The following is an 18,182-nucleotide window of genomic DNA, read 5'->3' on the forward strand; positions in this document are numbered from 1 at the left end:
CGCGGCTTCCCGGGCCGACTGGACGCGGGATCGCGACGAGGGCCTGCCCAGCACCGCTGCTTGCTCCCCCCACTGCCCCGAAGGGACCGTGATGACCACCGCGACCGCGGCCGCACTGCACCCCGCCCAACGACGGATCCTCGCCGTCCTCGTCACCGCCCAGGTCTTCAGCGGTGCGGGGCTGGCCGCCGGCGTCACCACCGGCGCCCTGCTGGCCGAGGACATGCTCCGCACGACGGGCCTGTCCGGCCTGCCCAGCGCCCTGTTCACCGGCGGTTCGGCCGCTGCGGCCGCCCTGATCGGACGCACCTCGCAACGCCTGGGCCGGCGCACCGGGCTCGCGGCCGGCTACGCCGCCGGGGCGCTGGGCGCTGCCGGTGTCGTGGTCGCCGCCGCCGCCGACAACGTCGGGCTGCTGTTCCTCGCCCTGGTCGTCTACGGATCCGGGACCGCCACCAACCTGCAGGCCCGCTACTCCGGAGCCGACCTGGCCACCCCCGGTCACCGCGCTCGCGCCCTCAGCACCGTGCTGGTGGCCACCACCCTCGGCGCCGTCGTCGGCCCCAACCTGGTCACCCCGCTGGGCGCACTGGCCCTGGCCTGGGGCATCCCCCCGCTGGCCGGCCCGTTCCTGCTGGCCGCTGCCGCCTACGCCGCCGCCGGGCTCGTGCTGTGGCTGCTGCTGCGCCCCGACCCGCTGCTCACGGCGCGCACGCTGGCCGATTCCGGCGCCGAGTCCCACACGGCTCGGTCGAGCACGACAACCGGCAACCGGCGCCCGGTGCTGCTCGGGGCGGCGGTGATGGTCATTTCCCAGCTGGTCATGGTCGCGATCATGACCATGACGCCGGTGCACATGCAGCACCACGGCCACTCCGTGGGCGTGGCCGGACTCGTCATCGCCGTGCACATCGCGGCGATGTACCTCCCGTCGCCGCTGAGCGGTTTCCTGGTCGACCGCTTCGGCCGGATGCCCATTGCCGCCGCTTCCGGGGCCACCCTGCTGGTCGCGGGACTGGTGGCCGCCTTCGCCCCGCCCTCCTCGGTCGCGCTGCTGACCGTCGCACTCGGCCTGCTGGGCCTGGGGTGGAGCCTCGGGCTGGTCAGCGGCACCGCGATCATCACCGACAACACCCCGCTGGCCACGCGCGCCAAAACCCAGGGCCTGGTCGACGTCGCCATCGCCGTGTCGGGAGCCGGCGGAGGGCTGGCCTCCGGCGTGGTCGTGGCAGCCGGGAGCTATGCCCTGCTCGCCCTCACCGGAGGTTTCATCGCAGCAGCCCTGCTGCCGGTCCTCGTGCACGTCGCACGAGCCGACGGCGCACCGCGCTCCCGCACCCGCCGAACCGCCTCCACATCGACCAGCCGGTGAGCCTGAAACGTCGCCGTCGTCGGGGAATCCGGTGGACCGGAACGGCAGGCCGGGGCGAGCACCGCCCCGGCGACGTCCTCCGGAAAGGCGTTGCGTTGCAGCACGGACCGCCTCCGCGCACCCCCCGGAGCGCCGCACCCCACCACTGGGAACCTCGGGTGGTGAGGTGCGGCGCCCCGACCGCGCCACGACGCCGACCGATCGGAAGACGGGTTGCTGATGTCCCCGACGTTGCTCGCCGGTGCTGCGACACCGCTGCGCGGCCCGGATCCCGACTCCGGAGACGACTCCGACCTCGAGGTGCTGCGCGAGGTCGTGGGTGGTGCGCGCGTGGTGTTCCTGGGTGAGAGCGCGCACTTCGTCTCGGAGTTCACCCGGCTGCGCGATCGCCTGACGCGGTTTCTGGTGCGGGAGCTGGGGTTCTCCGCGTTCGTGCTGGAGTCCGGCCTGCCCGAAGGGCTGCTCGTCGACCGCTGGGTGCGCGGTGGACCGGGCGAGGTCTCCGCCGTCGCGCGCAGCGGGATCACCTACGCGATGGGGCGCTGCGCGGAGATGCACGCCCAGCTGCGGTGGCTGCGCGAGCACAACTCCGCGGCCGCGCGTCCGGTGGGCTTCTACGGGATGGACGTCCCGGGCTGGTGCACCAACCCCGGGCCCGGCGTGCAGGCCTGCCTCGCTCGCCTGGATCCGCGTCCCGGGGACCGGGAGCTGCTCGCGGCCGCGGACCTCGGTTCCCCTGCCGGGGCACCCGCCGCCGACGCGGCCGGCGCACCGGGCGCACCGCCCGGGCTGGCTGCGCGGATCGCCGAGCTGGTCGAGCGGGCCGAGGCCGCCGGTGACGACACGGCCCGGCAGTGCGCCCGCAGCGCCCTGGGCGTGGTGGAGTTCCTCGAGGGCGGTCTCTACCCCGCGCCGGGGCGCAATCTGCGCAACGAGGTCATGGCTGAGAACCTGCGCGCGCTGCTCGGCCGCGAGCAGCGGGTCGTGGTCGGCGCGCACAACATGCACCTTCAGCGCAGTCCCTCGTTCGACGGGACCGCCACCATCGGCATGGTGCTGGCCGAGGAGCTCGGCGACGATCTCGTGGTGATCGGCGGGACCCACACCGCGGGCGCGATCCCCGACCTCGACCTCGACGCCGGCCCCGAGGGGCGCTACCCGATCACCGGCCCCGCACCGCCGCCTCCGGAGCCGCGCACCCTCGAAGCAGCCCTGGACACCACCGGACATCCGTTGCAGCTGGTGGACTTGCGCCGCACCCCGCCGGAGGCCCTCGGCGGGATCACCGCGACGCGGGCGCAGACCCCGCACCGGACCCTGCTCGTGGACCTCGACCCGCACCAGGCGTTCGACGCCGTCGTCCACGTGCAGCACATCACCCCGGCACGCGGCGCCACCGATGAGCGGTCGGTGGACACCCCGGAGGAGTGGTAGACCTCGGCGCCCACCGCGCGGGCGAGCAGGTCGGGGGATCGCCGCCGGCGGCGATGCGGTCGAGGACGTGGCGGAAGTCGTAGCGGGGCCGATTCCCCGCCCGGTGCGGGCGCGTTCGTTGACGTGGGCGCGGTCGGGCCGCGGGAACAGCTCGGCGAAGACCGCCCCTACCCCCGCTCGTGGTGCCGGGCGAGCTCGCTCGCTCCCCCCTCGCGCTCCCGGGGCACCGCAGCACTTCCACCGCGTTCGGGGAACCCCGGTCCGCTCCGATGCGATCCCGTCGAGGGGGCAGCGTTGGTGGGGGCGACGGCGAGGAGGACCAGCACCAGGCCGATGACGGCCAATCCGAGCCACCCGGCCGGGGCCAACCGCTCGCCGACGACCACGACGGCCAGCAGCGCCGCCATCGCGGGCTCGCTGAGCGTCACGGTGGTGGCCGTGCTGGCCGACACGCGGGTCAGGCCGTAGCCGAAGAGGAGGTAACCGAGGAACATCGGCACCAGCGCCATGTAGGCGGCCACGAGGAACGCCTCGGGTGCGGCGATCAAGGGGGCACCGGTCGCCGCGAGTACGGGCAGCAGCAGCGTCCCGCCGGCCCCGAAGACGGCTCCCATGGCAGCTGCCCGGCCGAGGCCCCGGGTCATGAGGCGGTGCGCCGCCCACGAATACGCCGCGTAGGTCGTTCCGGCCACGAGGCCGAGCGCGATGCCCGCCAGCGTCGCCGGGGTCGAGGAAGCAGTGCCGTGCATCGTGGACAGGCACAGCAGCGCGCTGCCGAGGATTCCCAGACCGGCGGCGAGCACCCACCAGCGGCTCAACCTGCGGTGGTCGACGAGTCGTTCCAGCACACCGGAGGCCAGCGGGGCCGAGGCCAGTGAGACGACCGAGCCGACCGCTACCCCGGCCAGGTGCATGGAACTGTAGAAGGCCAGCGGGTAGACCGCGACGGCCACCGCCCCCACGGCCACGAGAGGCAGGTTCAGGCGCAGTGCCGGCCGCGCGGAACGCAGCGCCGGCACCGCGATCAGCGCTTGCAGGATCCCGCCGATGCCCAGTGCCGCCGCGCCGATGGCCAGCGGCCCCGCCGCGGGGGCGAACGTGGCGGCCGTTCCGGTCGTGCCCCACAGGATCGAGGTGACCGTGATCGCGCCGAGGCCGGCGCGGTGGCCGCCGCTCACAGGGCGTCCACCAGTGCGGAGGCGACGCCGCGGGCACGGGTCAGCCGATCGGGCCGACCTTCCAGCCCGGCGCGGGACATCGCGCCTTCCAGCAGGAAGGAGCAGTGCTCAGCCGCCTGCGCTGCCTGCTCCGCCGACGTGATCGCCGCCAGGTGCTCGACCAGGACCGCCTCGACCTGCTCCTTGTGCCGGCGCACCACCTCCCGGGCGGGGGAGGCGGCGGGGAACTCTGCGGCCGCGTTGAGCAACGCGCACCCCCGGAACCCGCGCGCGTACTCCGCCGAGGCGTGATCGACGTAGGCGTCGAACACCGCCAGCACCCCCTCGCGCGGTGTCGCGGCCGCTTCCGCGCGCGCACGGTAGAGCTCCAGCCATTCCGCGTGCCGGTCTTCGAGGTAGGCCGACACCAGCTCCTCCTTGGAGGAGAAGTTGTTGTACAGGCTCATCTTCGCCACGCCGGCCTCGGCGGTGATCGCATCGATGCCCGTGGCGGCCACCCCGTCGGCGTAGAACAACCGCGAGGCCGCATCGAGCAGGCGAGCACGCGCCGAGCCCGCTCGACCGGCTCCCGTTGCCGCGCGCACCATCCGTTCCCTCCCATTACTAGGTAGACTGGTCTACCTTAACACAGGAGGTCGGGGAGCACCGCAACAGTGACGGCTGGCACGACTTCGGCCCCCAGGATCCCGAGCGGCGCACCGACCATCGCCGGAACGGAGGACCGGTCGCGCTACCCAACCGCGGATCGGACTCCGAGTCAGCAGCACGGCCGGTTCCGCCGCGGGCATGAGCAACCACCCCGACGACCCCGCCGCACCGGGGGCAACCGGACGCGGGCGGAGAACGCGGTCAAGAACGCTCGCGCGGGGCGAGGATGCAGAACTCGTTGCCCGAGGGGTCGCTGAACACTTCCCAGGGCAGGCCCGCGGCCTCGTCGATACGGCGCGCGCCCAGATCGAGCACCCGGGAGACGATGTTCGTCTCGCCGGGGTCGGGGCGCACGTCCAGGTGCAGTCGATTCTTCCCCTGCTTGGGTTCGGGTTCATGGTGGAACTCCAGGGCAGGGCCGCGGCCGGACCGGTGCCGCAGCGACGCCGGAGCCGTTCCGCTGCAGGGGACCCACTCGGTGATCTGTGCCCAGAACTCCGCATCACGGGCCGGGTCGGCGCTGTCCACGGGAAGCGCGGCGAGCGGCCCGGTCGCGCGGTGGGCCTCCCGGTGCTCCCTGACGCAGAAGGCGTTCCCCTCCGGGTCGGCCAGCACCACCCGTGACGTCTGGCCCTGGCCTGTGCCGGTGTGCTCGGCGCCGAGGTCGAGCAGCCGTTCCACGCGCTCAGCCCGCTCGTCGCCGCCGGCCAGGTCGAGATGCAACCGCGTCGGTGACGTCGACACGTCCCCGACGCGTTGGAAGCCCAGATCGAGGAAGACATCGGCGCCCAAGCTCATCCGCGCCTCGTACCCGTCGGGTTCGTCGGTGATCGGAACAGCATCGAGCGCAGCGCTCCAAAACGCACCGAGTCGATGCGGGTCACGGGCATCCCAGACGATGTTCTCCAAGTGCATGGACTCTTACTAGTCGGGCGACCGGTGGTCGGCAAGGGATTTTCCGCGCCCGCGCGGCAGCCGCGAACCGCACCGCGGGGGCGGCGGCGTCACCGCGGGTGGCCGATGTCGGTGGAGGGTTCGTCGCTGCCGAAGTGGTTGCCGTCCGCGTACATGTTGGTCCAGCTGTCGACACCGTTCTGCCGGTACGCCTGCGCCGGTTCCCCGTCGGGGTCCGTCGGCTTGTACGTGTGGTGGAACCAGTTCTTGTTGATGTCGCAGCGACCGTCGGGCACACCGCGGATCTTGATCGCCTCCTGGCTGCGTTCGGCGGGGTAGGCGTCGTCGGTTTTCTCGCTGAACTGGAACGTGTTGTGGTGGATGAGGATGGTGCCGCCCGCGACGCCGCTCTTGCCGTGCATGTCGAAGGCATGGCTGATGGGGTTCGGCCCGACGAGGTTGTTGCGGGCGGTGTAGTGGTTGTCCGCCCCGCCGTACCCGGCGATGGAGTGGCGGTTGTAGTCGAAGTAGTTCCACTCGATGATCGCGGCGCTGCCGACGCCCCACACGTTGACGCCGTAGCCGTAGTGCTCCATCGGATTGTTGTGGATGCTGCAGTACTCGACCCGGCCGGACGCCCCGGAGGACTTCGCGTAACCGAACGACACCGCCGCGTGCGTGAACCCGTACATCTGGCAGTTGTCCACGCGGCCGTCGTCCCCCAGGAATTTCAGACCGCCGATGATCCGGGTCTTGTACTCGGTGTGCTCGCCCGGCGTGTCGTAGCCTTCCGGGTCCCAGTAGTCGGCCAGCCGCGGTCCCTGGATGCGCAACCCGGTGAACCGCACCCCGCTGCCCTCGACGGCGAACAGCGGGAGGTCCTCGTCCGGCGTGCCGGTCGTGTTCCGCTGCGTCAGGAGCACACCGCCGCTGCTCCCGTTGTTCCCGCGCCCACCAGCGATGATCACTCCGGAGGGAACGGACAGGCCCTCGTCACCGGTCAGGTCGATCACCGCGTCGTCCTCGACCCGGATGATCTCGCCGCTGCTCGCCTTCGACAGGGCCCGTTTGAGCCCCTTCGCGTCGTCGACCCGGTACGCGGGTTGGCCGCCCGGGCCGCCGTTGTAGGTCTTCCCGCCTCCCTGCTCGAGGTCCTCCGGTGCGGGATCCGGCAAGTGGCGGACGGCCTCGAGCGGAGCGCGCCGCCCCGCTCGCTCCGCCGCAGTTCCCGAAGCGCCGGTGAGGGCCAGTCCGGCCACTCCGGCGGCTCCGACCGCGCCGCCTTTGATGAAGTTCCTGCGCTCGAAACCACTGCCCCCGGGTGCGCGTTCGTTCGGCGCCTCAGCGGTCATGCCCGCTCCTGTTCCTGATGCCCGATTCTTTTCTCGCGGTGATGTGGAGATCACTCTCCGCATCACCGGTGACGGATGGTGACAACGACACCAGGGCGAGATCAAGACGAAAACACCAAAGCGCCAGCAGGGAGCACCGCGTGGAGCTCAGCGTGGTTCGAGGAGGCGGAACTCGGTGCCCTCGGGTGCACGCAGCACCACCCATTCGGCGCCCGCGGGCTGCCCCGCGGCGGCACGAGCGGCTCCGCGAGCGATGCCGTCCTCCACGGCTGCCGCCTGCTCCTCGGCGTGCAAGTCGAGATGCAGGCGGTTCTTGGTCAGCTTCGCGTCGTCCACGCGGACTCAGCACGGGTCACGACCGCAAACGTGAGGAGGCCCCAGTTGCCGGTGTCTCCGCGGCAACTGGGGCCTCGTACTGCACTGCTTCTCCCGACGCGGTGGCGGGCCGGCGCCATGGTCCTCGAAGGCCCTCCCAGGTGGAGCCGTGCCCAGCGGGAATACGCCCGTTCTGCGTGCGGGACCTGGCTGACGGCTAGTTCGGGATGATGTCCGAGTAGTCGTTGTGGTTCCAGTACCACAGCTGGTTCGTGGACGAGAAGTTCCTGACCAGCACGGCCTCGTCGTAGGAGTGGTGCCCGAAGTCGTCCCTCAGGCCCAGCCCGGCTCCCCGGTTCTGGTACGGAGCGAAGTTGAGCAGGTTGGAGCCGCGCCAATCCTCGCGAACGCACCACTTCTGCCGGTCCGAGCCGTCGGGTTCGGCAATCCTCATCTGGCTGGCCGGGCTGACCTCGGGTTCATCGCTGCCGGCGTCGAGGCAGAAGGTGTTGTCCCCATCGGAGATCTCGATGCGGAGGACGGTCCACCCGCCGTCTTCCCCGAGTTTGTGCGTGGTCCAGCGTTGTGGATTCTTGTCATTGCTGGTGTAGCGCACGCTGATGACGTACGCCCCGTCGCTGAGGCCGCTTCCGTACACGGCCAGACGACTACCGTTCAGGCGGTTCACGAGCAGCGCGTTCTCGGCTTCGTAGGTCAATGTTCGTCCTTCATCGCTGCGTGCAGGGCGTTTTCGAACGCTACCGGCAGCGCAGGACGTGGCCACATCGCCCGCAAGAATGATCTTGAACGACTCCGACCGTTCTTCACCTCCCGAAAGCCGTTGTGATCAGCAGAAATCGCCTCACGAACGGTCACGGCTCTCCGCCAGCCGGAGTAGCGCGCGTCGAGCGCGGCCATTGCTCGCGAATGCGAACTTTCCCGTGCATGCCCGGAATTGGCCGGTGATCCCCGCTCCGCGCCCGCCCCGGTCGGTTCGGCGGGTTCGGGTGGGGGCGAACCTCCGTTGAAGGTGTCACGATCGAAGTCCCTTCGAGTGAACATGCATCGCATCTCACCGATGAGACTCCAAGATCAACTACGCTCCGGCGCCGCGTCAGCATGCTCCGGCTGCCGCACGAACTGTCGAAAGGATTGAACGTGTCGATTTTCGATGACATCGGTAACGGCTTCAAAAAGGCGGGACAGGCCATCTTGGACGGCACCGGAAAAGTCAACGGCGCCATCCTCAACGGTTTGGGCAAGGTCGTGCACGTCGAGGGCTTCTCCAACGAGGAGCTGGCCGAGCTTCCGGACGGCGTGACGCCGAGCGAGAGCTGGGCCAAGCTGTCGGCAGCCCTGGCGGAGGCGGAACAGCATGCACAGGTGCTGGCCGACGACTGGGACAACCAGAAGCACGTCGCCGCTCTCCTGGAGAAGGAAACGGCGCAGACTGGATAACGTGCTGGGCGGGTGGCCCGTTGCGGGCCGCCCGCCCAGCCGCACCGGGGATGCGGTCCAGCCCGCGGATCCGGATCGTCGAAGCTGGCCGCACCAGAACCTTCTGCAGCTGGATCCAGCTCGGCTACCAGGGCGGGCACGGGGGCAGGCGCACGGGATGATCCACCGACATCAGCTCTCCCTCAGTCCCACGGCTCCCGTGCCGCTCCGCCGATCAAGATTGGTAGCTTGCCGGGATGACCGCGAACTTCGACGAAGCCGTCCGAGCCCGGCTGGAAGCCCCCAACATCTGGTACGTCGGCACCGTCTTCGCCGACGGAGCGCCGCAGGTCAGTCCGATGTGGGTGGCGCTGGAAGGCGAGGGGGAGCTGGCGTTCAACACCTCGGTGGGACGGGTGAAGGAGGAGAACCTGCGCCGCGACCCCCGTGTCTACCTCTCGCACGCGGATGCCGCCGACCCCTTCGACCGGGTGCAGATCAGCGGCGAGGTGGCCCGCTTCATCGAAGGCGAGGAGGCGCACGACCGGATGGACCGGCTGGCCCAGAAGTACCTGGGCAGCGAGCGTTTCGAGTGGATCATGCCGGGGGAGGAGCGGGTCGCGGTGATCGTGCGGCCGGTCAAGGTGCGGCACATCATCGGAGTGGAGCGGTTCCGACCCGGCGGTCCCGTCCCCGCTTCCTGACCGACCACCGGGATATCCCGCCTCGCTCCGTTCGGAAGGTGTCGCAGCGCGCACTTCCTGATCTGCGCATCGCTCGATTCTTCCCCGATCCCGGCTAGCGGGAGGACGGGCGGTCGGCCAGATCCTCGGCTACCGGCCGGCGGTCCTCGACGCGTTCCTCGCCCCCTGGCGCGGTGACACCGGACAGGCCGCCTTCTACCGCCAGTACAGCCAGATCAAGCAGGAGCACACGGCGGAGTACGAGCACCTGCTCGGCGGGATCACCATCCCGACGCGCCTGATCTGGGGCTCCGAGGACCGCATCCTCCCACCCCGTTACGCGCGCTGGCTGCACGACCGGATCCCGCACGCCGAGCTGCACTGGATCGACGGCGCCGGCCACGTCCTGCAGGAGGACGCACCGGCACAGCTTCTGGCCCACCTCACGTCGACCTTCGAGCAGCCCGCCCCAGAGGATGGTTCCCCCAGCGGCACCTCCGCGGGTGCTGGCGACGAGGACTCGCGTGGGAACTCGACGACCGCGGCCAGCATCCGCGGCCGCTCCGCGTTGCTTTCTGCGCGCCTGCTCCCGGAATGTCATCTACGCTGACGCCAACCAGACCGCTACGAAAGCATCGATCCTGTCGTGCTGGAGAGCACCGAGGAACGCGCTCACCCGGGGAGCGGGAATCCGAAGCACCGCAAGCGCGATCAGCAACAGCCGAGGAGAAATCATGACAGCGACACGATCGAGGGAACCCTCCGGTGAGACCCCCGTAGCAGCGGCCCACCCGCTGACCCCGCTCCGTGCGGAAGAAATCGAACGCGCCACGACCGCCGTGAAAACCACCGGGGAGCTCAGCGACCGAGTCGCGTTCGTCTCGGTCACGCTCGTGGAGCCGGCCAAGGCCGACATCGATCACTGGGAGGCCGGGGACCCGGTTCCGGCACCGCGTCGGGCTCGAGTCGTCCTGCGGGACCGGGGACGACGCAAGACCGTCGAGGCGACGGTCGCGGTGGAGTCGGGAGCGGTCGAGCACCTGCGCGTCCTGCCCGGAGTGCAGCCCGCCGTGACGGCCGAGGAGTTCGACGAGTGCGAACAGGCGGTCAAACGAGACCCCCGCTGGCAAGAAGCCCTCCGCAAGAGGGGGATCACCAACCCCGAGGACGCGCTGGTGGACCCGTGGTCAGCCGGTCACTACCAGGTCGACGACGAGCCCGACACCCGACGGCTGTTGGCGCTGACGTGGGTGCGGTCCGCACCCGGGGACAACGCCTACGCGCACCCGGTCGAGGGTCTGATCACGGTCTTCGACCTCGACGAGCTCCAGGTCCTCGACGTCGAAGACCACGGGGTCGTCCCCGTCCCGCCGAAGGGGGGCAACTACGAAGCCGACAAGATCAGCCGCGAGGACAACTTCCCGCGATTCGACTCCGTCGCACCGCAACTCGAACCGCTGGACATCGTGCAGCCCGAAGGGCCGAGCTTCGGCATCACCGACCGGGAGCTGACCTGGGCGAACTGGAGCTTCGTGCTCGGCTGGACCGCCCGCGAAGGCTTGGTGCTGCACCGCATCCGGTGGCGCGACGGCGACGACTGGCGTCCGGTGGTGCACCGCGCCTCGATCACCGACCTGTTCGTGCCCTACGGCGACCCGGCCCCCACGCACTGGCGCAAGAACGCCTTCGACTCGGGCGAGTACGGGCTCGGAGTGCTCGCGAACTCGCTGGAGCTGGGCTGCGACTGCCTCGGCGAGATCCGCTACCTCGACGCGGTCAACGTGCACAACGACGGGACGCCCGCCACCGTCACCAACGCCATCTGCATCCACGAGGAAGACTTCGGGATCCTGTGGAAGCATCTCGACCTGCGCACGGGGCGCAGCGAGGTGCGCAGATCGCGTCGGCTCGTCGTGTCCTTCATCGCCACAGTGGCCAACTACGAGTACGCCTTCTACTGGTACTTCTACCTCGACGGCACTCTCGAATGCCAAGTCAAACTGACCGGCATCATCTCCACCGGAGCCGTCGCCGACGGACAGCGCCCGCGGTTCGGCACACTGGTCGCCCCCGGGCTCTACGGTCCGAATCACCAGCACTTCGTCTCCGCCCGGCTGGACATGGAGGTCGACGGGCGGCAGAACACGGTCCACGAGGTCGACCCCGCCCCCCAGCCGGTGGGGGTGGACAACCCCCGCGGCAACGCCTGGATCGGGCAGCAACATGAGCTCGCCCGCGAGAGCCAGGCCCAGCGCCTCGCCGATCCCCTGGCCGGGCGGTACTGGGAGATCGAGAATTCGACGCGGAGCAACGCCCTGGGCACGCCGGTGAGCTACAAGCTCACGCCCACCAGCTGTGTGCGGCCCCTGACCCGGGAGGACAATCCCGCTCGCCGGCGCGCCACCTTCATCTCCCGCCACCTGTGGGTCTCGCGCTATCACCCTGACGAGAACTTCGCTGCCGGCGACTACCCCAATCAGCGGGAAGGCTCCGACGGCATCGCCGACTACGTGCAGGCCGATCGCGGCCTCGTCGACACCGACGTCGTGCTCTGGCACACCTTCGGGACCAACCACATCGTGCGCCCCGAGGACTGGCCCGTGATGCCCGTCGAACACATCGGGTTCACCCTCAGCCCGGTCGGCTTCCACGCCGGCAATCCCGCCCTCAACCTGCCTGCCTCCTCCCAGGGCAGCCACACCTGCCACCAGGAGTAATCCGGCGACCGCCCCACCAGGCACCACGGTCCGGTCCGCCGCCCCGCAGCGGCGGACCGGACCCACCCCGCCCCGGAGGGGCGCAGGCGGCACGTCCCGGACAGCTGCCACTCCTGGATCCGGCCTGCCGGCAGGGGAGCTGCCGCCGGCCGCGAGCGAGGCGACAGTCGCTGCTCCGGTGGCCATGCCCCAGAGGCCGTACCGCTCACTCAGCGACCTGCGCGTAGCTCGGAGGGTGTTCACGCAGACCACGGCGGCTTGCGGGGTGTGCAGGCACAGCACGCTCATTTCCTGCTCGTCGCGGCGGTGGGAGGCGATGTCGCGGGCGTTGCCACAGAAGATTTCGGCGTTGGCGCGGTTCCAGCTCTCGGCGACGTTGAGCCCGGCGTTGATTTCCCGCTGCAGCAAAGCGGCCCGCACCTGATCCGCCCGGCGCTCAGCCGCGTCACGTTCGCGACCAGCCAGTCGGTGAGCTTGTCGGCATCGGCGACCGACCACTCGCGGAAACCCAACGCTTCACGGAGTTCCGCACGGTGGCGCTCGATGCTGCGCCACGACCACTCGTAAAACCCAGATCAGCAGCCGGAACCTGCAGCTGCTTGGCCACGAACTCCACCGCCGCCGGCGGCAGCTCACTGCGCCCCCGGGGCGGGGAAGCCGACCACGGGCGGCGAAGAACTTCAGCAACAGGGCAAAGCCCAGCTTCGCCGCACCACGCTTGCCCGCCCCCCGGTCCAGATCGTCACCGATCAGCGTCCAGTGCTCGACCAGCTCGTCCTGAGCCAACTGCCCGCGCCATGCGCGAACGCTACCGATCACCTCGGCAGAGCCCGATGGCGGCTGGTGACGCGTTCCTGACCGGCACCACGACACCCCGATGCGTTGCGCTCGCACCCGCGCGGCGTCGCGCCCGCCGTTGCGGCGGAGGTGCCCCTCCGCGCCCGGGTCCCAGTCGCACGCACCCTTTTTCATAACCGTTTATATAACGTAACCAACGATACGAAACAGAACGGTGCCGAGGGGAGGCGGCGGGATGAGTACCGCGCATAATCCGGCTTATGTACGATAAGATGATCGTGATGGCGATCGAAGGGCAGCGGCCGCGCCCCGCCGCGAGCACGGGGCCAACGGAATTGCTCGGCACGGAAACCCGCACGGGTCACCGCATCGGCGCGCTCGTGGCCGCCTGGCTCGGCTCGTTCAGCGAGTCCGCGGCCACGCGCGATGCCTACGGCCGCGATGTGCACGAGTATTTGAGCTGGTGCCTGCGCCGCGAGCTGGACCCGCTGTCGGTGCGACTGCCGGAGGTGCAGATGTACGCCACCGAACTGGCCAGCGCGGAACATCCCCGCACCGGCCGCGTTCTCGCCGCCAACACTCGCGCGCGCAAGCTCGCCGCGGTGTCCAGCTGGTACACCTTCCTCGTCCGCGCCGGCACGCTCGAGGCCAACCCGGCCCGCGACGTCGCCCGCCCCCGCTACGACCGGGGGCACTCGCCGACGGCGAGCGTCTCCCAACAGCAGGCCCGCGGCATGCTCGCCGCCAGCACCCGGTACGCGCACCGCACCCTCGACGAGCACGCGACGGCCGTGATCATGCGGCTGCTGGTCGACCTCGGCGTGCGCGTGTCCGAACTGTGCCAGGCCGCCGTCGGCGACCTCGGCTCGCGCGAGGGGATGCGCGTGCTCACCGTGCGGATGAAGGGCGGCACCACCCGCACGCGGCCCCTGCCGCCGGCGGCGGCCGCCGCGATCGACCGGCACCTGGCCACCCGCTCCGGGGTCGGGGACCGGGATCCGCTGGTGACCACGCGCGCGGCCACCCGGCTGACGCGGCACCAGGTCTACCGCCTCGTGCAGCGCATGGCCCAGCAGGCCGGCGTGCCCGCACCGGAGCGCATCACCCCGCACGCGATGCGGCACACGTTCAACACGCTCGCCCGGGAGGGCGGGGCCGCGCTGGAAGACCGCCGCGATGCGCTCGGCCACTCCTCGGCGGCAATCACGCAGCTCTACGACCACGTGGCCCTGTCGCTGCACCAGGATCCCGCGCACCTGGTCGCCGCGGCCACCGGAACCGACGAATCGGACCACGATTCATCGGAGCAGCGGCCCGAGGGATCTTCGTCACGGTGACGAAAAATGTGGAGCTGTGGCGCGACCGGTCTTCAAGCCCCGGGGGACTCCCGAGCGGCGGGGGCGGCGCGGACTGCCGCTCGTCGGCGTGCGCCCTCCGGCGTGGCGGACCGGAACTATTTCGATATTTGAAGTAAAACGGTATGCTTACCGGTATGTCGACCTGGCAGGATTCGCCGCAGCGGCGGGCGTGGCGCCCGTACATCGAGGCGAGCGTGCTGCTGCAGACCCAGCTCGACGAGGACTTGCGGGCGGCCGCCGGGATGAGCTTGATGGACTACCACGTGTTGCTGGTGCTCTCGGAGAGCCCGGCGCACCGGCTGCGGATGGGGGAGCTGGCAGCGCGCATGGTGTTCTCCCCGAGCCGGCTGACGTACCAGGTCAAGGTGATGGAGCGGCGCGGGTGGGTGCTGCGGCAACCCGCACCGGAGGACAAGCGGGTCAATTACGCGGTGCTGACCGCGACCGGGCTCGAGGCGTTCCGCGCGGCGGACTGCCACCACATCGCGACGGTGCAGCGGCTGTTCACCGATGATCTCGACGAGCACGAACTGCACGTGCTCGCAGGGGTGTTCACCCGGCTGCGGTCTCGCCTGCACGGATCCGGCGAGCAGGCGGGCGGGGGAGTCGCGCCCGGTACTGACGGTCCGGGGGAGCGGAGCAGGAGCTCCGCATGAGCGATGTCGGGCACGATCCCGCCGAGCAGGCGGTGCGCTCGGCCGAGGTGGCCCTCGTGGCCGAGCCGGACGCGGAGCTGTTGCCGGCGCCCGCACTGCCGAACGCGCGCTTGACGGCCGAGGAGCGCTACCCGCCGCATCGCTGATCCAGCGCCGGTGTGGTGTGCAGCACTGCGCCCGGCCGGCGGGGAATAGCGCTCCCGCCACACCCGTTCCCCAATTACTTAAAATCTTAAGGAATTGGGAGATCGCGATGCAGTTCGGAGTGTTCACGGTCGGGGACGTCACCCCGGACCCGACCACCGGACGGGCGCCGACCGAGCACGAGCGGATCCAGGCGATGGTGGCCATCGCCAAGAAGGCCGAGGAGGTCGGCCTGGACGTGTTCGCCACCGGTGAGCACCACAACCCGCCGTTCGTGCCGTCCTCGCCGACGACGATGCTCGGCTACGTCGCCGCCCGGACCGAGCGGCTGATCCTGTCCACCTCGACGACGTTGATCACCACCAACGACCCGGTGAAGATCGCCGAGGACTTCGCGATGCTGCAGCACCTGGCCGGCGGGCGCGTGGACCTCATGCTGGGCCGCGGCAACCAGGGCCCGGTGTATCCGTGGTTCGGCCAGGACATCCGCCAGGGCCTCCCGCTGGCGATCGAGAACTACCACCTGCTGCACCGGCTGTGGCACGAGGACGTGGTCGACTGGCAGGGAACGTTCCGCACCCCGCTGCAGGGCTTCACCTCCACCCCGCGGCCGCTGGACGGGGCCGCGCCGTTCGTCTGGCACGGCTCGATCCGCAGCCCCGAGATCGCCGAGCAGGCCGCCTACTACGGCGACGGCTTCTTCCACAACCACATCTTCTGGCCGAAAGAACACACCCAACGCATGGTGCAGCTCTACCGGCAGCGCTACGAGCACCACGGCCACGGCCGCGCCGACCAGGCCATCGTCGGCCTGGGCGGGCAGGTCTTCATGCGAGCCAACTCGCAGGACGCGGTGGAGGAGTTCCGCCCGTACTTCAACGACGCCCCGGTCTACGGCGGAGGACCCTCGCTGGAGCAGTTCATGGAAGAGACCCCGCTGACGGTCGGCAGCCCGCAGCAAGTCATCGACCGCACCTTGGGCTTTCGCGACTACGTCGGCGACTACCAGCGCCAGCTGTTCCTCATCGACCACGCCGGACTGCCGCTGAAGACCGTGCTGGAACAGCTCGACCTGCTCGGCGAGGAGGTCGTCCCGGTGCTGCGCAAGGAATTCGCCGACCGCACACCCGCCCACGTGCCCGAAGCGCCCACCCACGAGTCCCTGGTCCAAGCACAGCACGCAGAAGGGAGCGCGGCATGACGCACGTCCTCGCGGTCTCCGCGGGCCTGTCGCAGCCCTCCTCGACCCGGCTGCTCGCCGACCGACTGGTCACGGCCACGCGCGGCGAGCTGGGCGCAGAAGCCACCGCCGAGGTGGTCGAGCTGCGCGACTACGCCCACGACATCACCGATCACCTGCTCACCGGCTTCGCCAACCAGCGCTTGCGGCCCGTGCTGGAGCAAGTCGACGCCGCCGACGGGCTCATCCTGGTCAGCCCGACGTTCACCGCCTCCTACAGCGGTCTGTTCAAGTCCTTCATGGACATCGTCGAACCGGAGTCGGTGCAGGGAACACCGGTGCTGCTGGCCGCGACCGGCGGCACCGAGCGGCATTCGCTCGTCCTCGAGCACGCGCTGCGACCGCTGCTGTCCTACCTGCGCGCACCGGCCGTGCCCACCGCCGTCTACGCCGCCAGCGCCGACTGGGGCAACGACACCGACCTCACCCGGCGCATCACCCGCGCGGCGGGCGAATTCGCCGCGGCCGTGCGGGCCCGGCCGGACCAGACGAAGACCGACCCGTTCACCGATCCCGTACCGTTCGAACAACTCCTGCACGAGAACACGACGCGCTGAAGGAGCACCATGTCCGAGGAATCCCCCGAGGTCGCTGTCGCCCGCTCGGCCGACCGGGAGCGCTACGAGATCACCGCCGACGGCCAGCAAGCGGGTCACACCACCTACGTCGACCGGGGCGAGCAGCGCATCTTCTACCACACCGAAATCGGCGCGGACTTCGGTGGACGCGGGCTGGGCAGCACCTTGATCAGCCGCGCGCTGGCCGATAGCCGGGCGGCCGGCCTGCGCCTCGTGCCGGTGTGCCCGTTCGTGCAGAAGTACCTGGAAAACCACCACGAGGTCGACGACGTCGTCGACAAGGTCACCCCGGAGGCGCTCGCCGCGGTGCGGGAACGGACCGGATGAGCCGATGTCGGACCGGGTCTTCCTCGACGGGCAGACACCGGCAGTGTTCAAGGCGCTGGCCGCGACCGCAGCCGAGATCCGCGCGCGGGCCAACGAGCTCGACCTGGAGCACGTGCTGCTCGAACTGGTCAACATCCGCGCGTCGCAGATCAACGCGTGCGCGTACTGCCTGGACCTGCACACCCACCGGGGAGATCGACCGGACCACGCTGAACTCCTGGGAAGATCCCGATTTCCGGGCCGCCGTGGAGGCGACGGGCCGCACGAAGATCATCATGACCGGTTTGTGGACCGAGGTCTGCGTCGCCTTCCCGACCCTGGACATGCTGCGCGAGGGCTACGAAGTCTACCCCGTGGCCGACGCCGTCGGCGGCATCAGCCGCGACGCCCACGACAACGCGATGCAGCGCGTGCTGCAGGCCGGGGCGCAACCGGTCACTGCGATCTCGCTGGTGGCCGAACTGCAACGCGACTGGGGCCGGGCCAACGCGGACAGCCTCCGCAGCATCCTGCGCTGGTACTTCCCCCGGCTGCAGGAGATCAGCGCCAACGGGTGACGCCGACGACGCGGGACCGCGGTCAACCGGCCGGGTCCGTGCGGCTCCGGATCTGCAGTCCGGGGCGGCGCTGGTGGGCGGTCGCGTACGACATCCCGCGCGGACCTGCGGCGAGACTGCGCCGGGTGCCGCGGGGGAGCCACACCACCGCGCCGGTGGCCAGCGGAGCTCCCCCCGCATCGGTGCGCACGGTGCCCGCACCGGCCAGGACCACCACGAGCACGTCCCGCTGGTGCTCGACGTGCCAATCGACGTGCTCCTGCGGGGGGAGGTGCACCACGTTGGCGTCCAGCTGGCGATCGGAGCGCTGCAGCCGCCACAGCACACCGCCGCTGCCGCTGGTGCTGTCCGGCTGCACGACCTCGACGTCCCCGAGCGCGGTGAGGTGCGGCGCGTCGGGCTCGGACTGCTCGCTGGTCATCGGGCGCAACCTAGCAGGGCGGGCCCGCGGGCCCAGTTCGGGCGCAGTTGAACGGGCGGTTGTCGGGGCTCGT

At 70.4% G+C, this 18,182-nt stretch carries 20 protein-coding genes and 2 pseudogenes; 14 read left to right on the forward strand and 8 right to left on the reverse strand.

Annotated features, from left to right (window positions below; all coding sequences use genetic code 11):
- Positions 1–91 precede the first annotated feature (91 nt).
- Both ACYVJE_RS13380 and ACYVJE_RS13385 read left to right on the forward strand, forming a co-directional pair.
- Complete coding sequence (locus ACYVJE_RS13380) at positions 92–1,372, forward strand: MFS transporter (RefSeq protein WP_461144696.1); 1,281 nt, start codon at positions 92–94, stop codon at positions 1,370–1,372.
- 219 nt (positions 1,373–1,591) lie between these two features.
- Entirely contained in the window at positions 1,592–2,806 is a 1,215-nt protein-coding gene (locus ACYVJE_RS13385) for an erythromycin esterase family protein (RefSeq protein ID WP_461144697.1), read from the forward strand.
- A 167-nt stretch (positions 2,807–2,973) separates the two neighbouring features.
- Here the strand turns inward: ACYVJE_RS13385 and ACYVJE_RS13390 are convergent, their stop codons facing one another.
- The 6 genes from ACYVJE_RS13390 to ACYVJE_RS13415 form a co-directional block, all read right to left on the reverse strand.
- Positions 2,974–3,984: an EamA family transporter gene (locus ACYVJE_RS13390; protein ID WP_461144698.1), complete on the reverse strand. Its 1,011-nt coding sequence runs from the start codon at positions 3,982–3,984 to the stop codon at positions 2,974–2,976.
- On the reverse strand, positions 3,981–4,571 hold the full coding sequence (locus tag ACYVJE_RS13395; protein WP_461144699.1) for a TetR/AcrR family transcriptional regulator: 591 nt from the start codon (positions 4,569–4,571) through the stop codon (positions 3,981–3,983). The genes ACYVJE_RS13390 and ACYVJE_RS13395 overlap by 4 nt, the downstream gene beginning before the upstream one ends.
- Before the next feature lie 262 nt (positions 4,572–4,833).
- Positions 4,834–5,547, reverse strand: coding sequence for a VOC family protein (locus ACYVJE_RS13400; protein WP_461144700.1), 714 nt, complete (start codon positions 5,545–5,547; stop codon positions 4,834–4,836).
- A gap of 89 nt (positions 5,548–5,636) precedes the next feature.
- On the reverse strand, positions 5,637–6,878 hold the full coding sequence (locus ACYVJE_RS13405; RefSeq protein ID WP_461144701.1) for a hypothetical protein: 1,242 nt from the start codon (positions 6,876–6,878) through the stop codon (positions 5,637–5,639).
- Between the two features lie 147 nt (positions 6,879–7,025).
- Entirely contained in the window at positions 7,026–7,214 is a 189-nt protein-coding gene (locus ACYVJE_RS13410) for a VOC family protein (protein WP_461144702.1), read from the reverse strand.
- 196 nt (positions 7,215–7,410) lie between these two features.
- Positions 7,411–7,911, reverse strand: coding sequence for an RICIN domain-containing protein (locus ACYVJE_RS13415; RefSeq protein WP_461144703.1), 501 nt, complete (start codon positions 7,909–7,911; stop codon positions 7,411–7,413).
- Positions 7,912–8,351: 440 nt separating this feature from the next.
- On the opposite strand from ACYVJE_RS13415, the gene ACYVJE_RS13420 reads away from it, so the two are divergent.
- The 4 genes from ACYVJE_RS13420 to ACYVJE_RS13435 all read left to right on the forward strand — a co-directional run bounded on the left by ACYVJE_RS13420 (position 8,352) and on the right by ACYVJE_RS13435 (position 12,030).
- Positions 8,352–8,651: a hypothetical protein gene (locus ACYVJE_RS13420; protein ID WP_459155702.1), complete on the forward strand. Its 300-nt coding sequence runs from the start codon at positions 8,352–8,354 to the stop codon at positions 8,649–8,651.
- A 236-nt stretch (positions 8,652–8,887) separates the two neighbouring features.
- On the forward strand, positions 8,888–9,334 hold the full coding sequence (locus ACYVJE_RS13425; RefSeq protein WP_461144704.1) for a PPOX class F420-dependent oxidoreductase: 447 nt from the start codon (positions 8,888–8,890) through the stop codon (positions 9,332–9,334).
- A 280-nt stretch (positions 9,335–9,614) separates the two neighbouring features.
- The gene (locus ACYVJE_RS13430; protein WP_461144830.1) at positions 9,615–9,923 is read left to right on the forward strand and encodes an alpha/beta fold hydrolase; all 309 of its coding nucleotides are present in this window, start codon (positions 9,615–9,617) and stop codon (positions 9,921–9,923) included.
- Positions 9,924–10,047: 124 nt separating this feature from the next.
- Positions 10,048–12,030: a primary-amine oxidase gene (locus tag ACYVJE_RS13435; RefSeq protein ID WP_461144705.1), complete on the forward strand. Its 1,983-nt coding sequence runs from the start codon at positions 10,048–10,050 to the stop codon at positions 12,028–12,030.
- Between the two features lie 279 nt (positions 12,031–12,309).
- Here ACYVJE_RS13435 and ACYVJE_RS13440 read toward each other — a convergent pair.
- Positions 12,310–12,528 (reverse strand): annotated as a pseudogene (locus ACYVJE_RS13440) (Tn3 family transposase); the annotation flags it as partial.
- 560 nt (positions 12,529–13,088) lie between these two features.
- Here ACYVJE_RS13440 and ACYVJE_RS13445 point away from each other — a divergent pair.
- The 8 genes and pseudogenes from ACYVJE_RS13445 to ACYVJE_RS13480 all read left to right on the forward strand — a co-directional run bounded on the left by ACYVJE_RS13445 (position 13,089) and on the right by ACYVJE_RS13480 (position 17,688).
- Positions 13,089–14,165, forward strand: coding sequence for a tyrosine-type recombinase/integrase (locus ACYVJE_RS13445; protein WP_461144706.1), 1,077 nt, complete (start codon positions 13,089–13,091; stop codon positions 14,163–14,165).
- Between the two features lie 155 nt (positions 14,166–14,320).
- A complete protein-coding gene (locus ACYVJE_RS13450; protein ID WP_461144707.1) occupies positions 14,321–14,842 on the forward strand; it encodes a MarR family winged helix-turn-helix transcriptional regulator in 522 nt (173 codons plus the stop codon).
- Positions 14,839–14,988 (forward strand): hypothetical protein, encoded by a 150-nt coding sequence (locus ACYVJE_RS13455; protein ID WP_461144708.1) that lies wholly within the window; start codon positions 14,839–14,841, stop codon positions 14,986–14,988. The genes ACYVJE_RS13450 and ACYVJE_RS13455 overlap by 4 nt, the downstream gene beginning before the upstream one ends.
- A gap of 107 nt (positions 14,989–15,095) precedes the next feature.
- On the forward strand, positions 15,096–16,187 hold the full coding sequence (locus tag ACYVJE_RS13460; RefSeq protein ID WP_461144709.1) for an LLM class flavin-dependent oxidoreductase: 1,092 nt from the start codon (positions 15,096–15,098) through the stop codon (positions 16,185–16,187).
- On the forward strand, positions 16,184–16,783 hold the full coding sequence (locus ACYVJE_RS13465) for an FMN reductase (RefSeq protein ID WP_461144710.1): 600 nt from the start codon (positions 16,184–16,186) through the stop codon (positions 16,781–16,783). Before ACYVJE_RS13460 ends, ACYVJE_RS13465 begins: the two co-directional genes overlap by 4 nt.
- A gap of 9 nt (positions 16,784–16,792) precedes the next feature.
- On the forward strand, positions 16,793–17,131 hold the full coding sequence (locus ACYVJE_RS13470; protein WP_461144711.1) for a GNAT family N-acetyltransferase: 339 nt from the start codon (positions 16,793–16,795) through the stop codon (positions 17,129–17,131).
- A gap of 4 nt (positions 17,132–17,135) precedes the next feature.
- Positions 17,136–17,309 (forward strand): annotated as a pseudogene (locus tag ACYVJE_RS13475) (carboxymuconolactone decarboxylase family protein); the annotation flags it as partial.
- A 16-nt stretch (positions 17,310–17,325) separates the two neighbouring features.
- A complete protein-coding gene (locus tag ACYVJE_RS13480) occupies positions 17,326–17,688 on the forward strand; it encodes an isochorismatase family protein (protein ID WP_461144831.1) in 363 nt (120 codons plus the stop codon).
- A 22-nt stretch (positions 17,689–17,710) separates the two neighbouring features.
- Here ACYVJE_RS13480 and ACYVJE_RS13485 read toward each other — a convergent pair whose 3' ends face one another.
- A complete protein-coding gene (locus ACYVJE_RS13485; RefSeq protein ID WP_461144712.1) occupies positions 17,711–18,109 on the reverse strand; it encodes a cupin domain-containing protein in 399 nt (132 codons plus the stop codon).
- Between the last annotated feature and the right edge of the window lie 73 nt (positions 18,110–18,182).

The sequence above is a fragment of the Salinifilum aidingensis genome (genome assembly GCF_054782015.1).